The sequence below is a fragment of the Dietzia sp. CW19 genome, from assembly GCF_014145265.1.
Classification (GTDB): Bacteria; Actinomycetota; Actinomycetes; order Mycobacteriales; family Mycobacteriaceae; genus Dietzia; species Dietzia natronolimnaea.
The window spans coordinates 1-2898 of the sequence record NZ_JAALEE010000423.1 but is presented as its reverse complement, the minus strand read 5'-3'; the positions used below and the strand labels follow the sequence as shown (position 1 = coordinate 2898).

The following is a 2898-nucleotide window of genomic DNA, read 5'->3' as shown; positions in this document are numbered from 1 at the left end:
GCCTCCGCGGCGGCCTCCGCGATGGCCCTGCGCCGCTCGTTCTCCTCGAACGGGTCCTGCAACGCGGAACGCTGCACCGCGTCGATGCTTCCGGCCAGTGCGCCGGGGAGCTCGGTGCCGGCGTCGGCGGCGGCGTCCTCGAGGAACCCGCCGGCCTCGGCCGAGCCCACCACCACGTCGTTCCAGAACGTCAGCTCGTGCGGGTAGAGCTCTCCGGCCTCCTGGCGCTCGGCCAGGGCGGCGAAGAACCCGCCGGCGAACTGCACGCTGAGGACCGGGAAGATGTACTCGGGGATCGAGAGCGAGCCGAGCCCGATGGTGCCCGACCCGATCGAGCCGGTCGGGTTGACGTAGACGGACCCGGGCAGGCTGCCGGAGGAGGCCACGGAGGCCACCGCGGATCCACCCGCGGACCCCAGCGCCTCGAGCGGTGCCACCGAGCCCAGGACCTGGCCGACGGACAGCGCGGTGTCCGGCACCACTCCGCTCCCGATGTCCCGCAACCCCTCGGATCCCGCGCCGAAGCCGGGGTTGCCGACCACGATCTCCTCGGGGATCAGGCCGGTCAAGCCGTCGACGCTGCTGTTGCCGGTCTGGGTGGGCACCGAGGAGTCGGAACCCGAGGCCTCCTGGCCGTGCACCACGGCCGGGGTCGCGACCGCCGCCAGGGCGGTCGCGGCGACGACGGCGCCGATGCGCCTGGTCCGGAGTCCGGAACCACGGTTCTGGGGCATCTGTGCTGGCCTCTCGTCATGAGCAGGGCCCTACCGGCCCACGCACGCAAAGCGTACTACTACAGGGCCGATCCGGACTGCCGGGCCGGGCCCCGCCGCGGGGCCGGCCCCTACTGGAGTGCCGAACTCAGCCGCGCGACGTTGTCGACGTACCGCCCCGGCCAGGGACGGCGCTGCCAGGTATCCAGGCCGAGAGGCGTGCTCTCCTCGAGGTAGGCGTCCACCGCGTCGTTCATCTCGGTCAGCGCCTCCCCGCCGAGCACCAGCAGGCTGATCTCGAAGTTCAGGTTGAACGACCGCTGGTCCATGTTGCTCGACCCCACCACACCGCCGTAGTCGTCGATCAACATCATCTTGGTGTGCAGTACCGCCGGCGAGCGGAACCTGTTGATCCGCACCCCGGCCTCGAGGAGTGCACGGTAGTAGGACCGCTGGGCGTGGTGGACCATGAACTGGTCCGCGTGTTCGGGGACGAACAACTCCACGTCGACACCTCTGTAGGACGCGGAGGTGATCGAGTGGAGCAACGCCTCGTCCGGGACGAAGTACGGGCTGACGATCCTGATCCTGTGCTCGGCCTGGCCGATGAGCTGGGTGAACATGCGCAGGTTCGGCTGCGTGCGGTATCCGGGCCCCGAGGGGACGAGCTGGAAGGCGCTGACCGGGTCGCCGGCGGTGGGGTCGCCTCCCGCGCCTCCGGCACCGACCGACGTGCCGCGGGAGAGCTCCTCGAAGGTCTCGATGACCTCACCGCTCTCGGAGTACCAGTCCACCGCGAACACCCCGTTCATCGCCTGGACGATCTCACCCCGGACCTCCATCATGAGGTCCACCCACTCCCGGCCGAGGCGGGTGTTGCGGGGGCTGCCGTAGTTCCGGGCGATGAGGTTCTGCGAGCCGATGAACCCGTGGTCTCCGTCGACGATGAGCATCTTGCGGTGGTTGCGCAGGTCGGGCCGGCGGAACCTCCCGACGAACGGGTTGATCGGCAGCATGAGGTGCATCTCGACCGGCGAGTGGCGCAACCTCCGTCGTAGCACCTTGAAGCCCCGGTACCGCAGGGACCCGAGGTGGTCGACCAGCACCCGGACCGTCACCCCCCTCTCCGCCGCCTCGACCGCGGCGGTGAAGAACTCGTCGGTCTCGTCGTCCCAGGACTGGGCGTAGAACTCGATGTGCACGTGGTCCCGGGCGGACCGAACCGCGTCGGTCATCGTGGCGAGCGAGGCCGCGTAGTCCGAGTACAGCCCCACGAACTCGCCGGACATGCACGGGATCGCGGTGAGGTTCCGGTTCATCTCGAGAACCGTCCGCACCCCGGGCGGGATCCGCACGCTGTCGGGGACCGTGGGCCACTTCTCCAGCGCCTCCTCGTAGAGCCGGTTGGCCTCGGCCTGGATGACGTGCCGTCGGCCGGTGATGTACGGGTTTCCCAGCAGCAGGAACAGCGGCACGCCGACGATCGGGATGAACAGGATCGCCAGCAACCAGGCCTGAGAGGAGGAGGGCTGCCGATTCTCCGGCACCATGCCCAGGGCGAGGATCTTGATGGCGTACTCGGTGATGAGCAGGGCCGAGGTCACGCCCGCCGGGAACGGGAGGAACGCCAGTCGGTCGACGGCGGGGTTCATGCGGCGGATCGGGACAGGACGGCGCCCCGGGGCAGGGAGCGGGGATCGACGAACCGGCCGTCGGTCATGGTCCAGCGGACCACTCCCGCCAGGGCCCTCTGCGCGTACACCGAGTCGGCGGAACCGAGCTCCCGAGCACCGGGGAGGACGACGAACGCCTCGTCGTCCGCGACGGCGGTGAAGTCGGCCCTCAGACCCGTCCGGATCTCCCCCCGGTCCTCGAGACCGACGATCGCGGCCGTCGTCCCGGACATCCAGCCGGCCACGTCCGAGAGATCACACCCCCTCCGGCGTGCTTCCGTCCACACCACCGATAGACCGAGTCGGGCGGAGGCGATCGCGTCGACGGTGCCGTCGCGGAGGGCGTCCCAGAGGAGTTCGCGCGTGGCGGCGTCCCGGATCGGGGGATCAAGGTCGGCGGCGGCCGCGCCCCCGTGGGTGACCTCCGAGACCAGGGCGAGCAGGTGCGGGCTCGTGGAGGCGGTCACGCGCAGCCCCTCGGCCTTGGCCCCCCGCAGCAGCGGCAGCTCCTC

General features: G+C 70.5%; 2 protein-coding genes and 1 pseudogene. All 3 read right to left on the bottom strand.

Features of this window, described 5'->3' with window-relative positions:
• A partial coding sequence (locus G6021_RS12550) for a hypothetical protein (RefSeq protein ID WP_182641433.1) occupies positions 1–734 on the bottom strand: 734 nt, incomplete at its 3' end.
• 110 nt (positions 735–844) lie between these two features.
• On the bottom strand, positions 845–2365 hold the full coding sequence (locus tag G6021_RS12545) for a phospholipase D-like domain-containing protein (protein WP_182610356.1): 1521 nt from the start codon (positions 2363–2365) through the stop codon (positions 845–847).
• Positions 2362–2898, bottom strand: a pseudogene (locus G6021_RS12540) (allantoinase); the annotation flags it as partial. The pseudogene G6021_RS12540 and the gene G6021_RS12545, both read right to left, overlap by 4 nt.

Coding starts and splice junctions, on each gene's coding strand:
- G6021_RS12545 (WP_182610356.1), bottom strand. CDS start 2,365: ATGAACCCCGCCGTCGACCGACTGGCGTTCCTCCCGTTCCCGGCGGGC.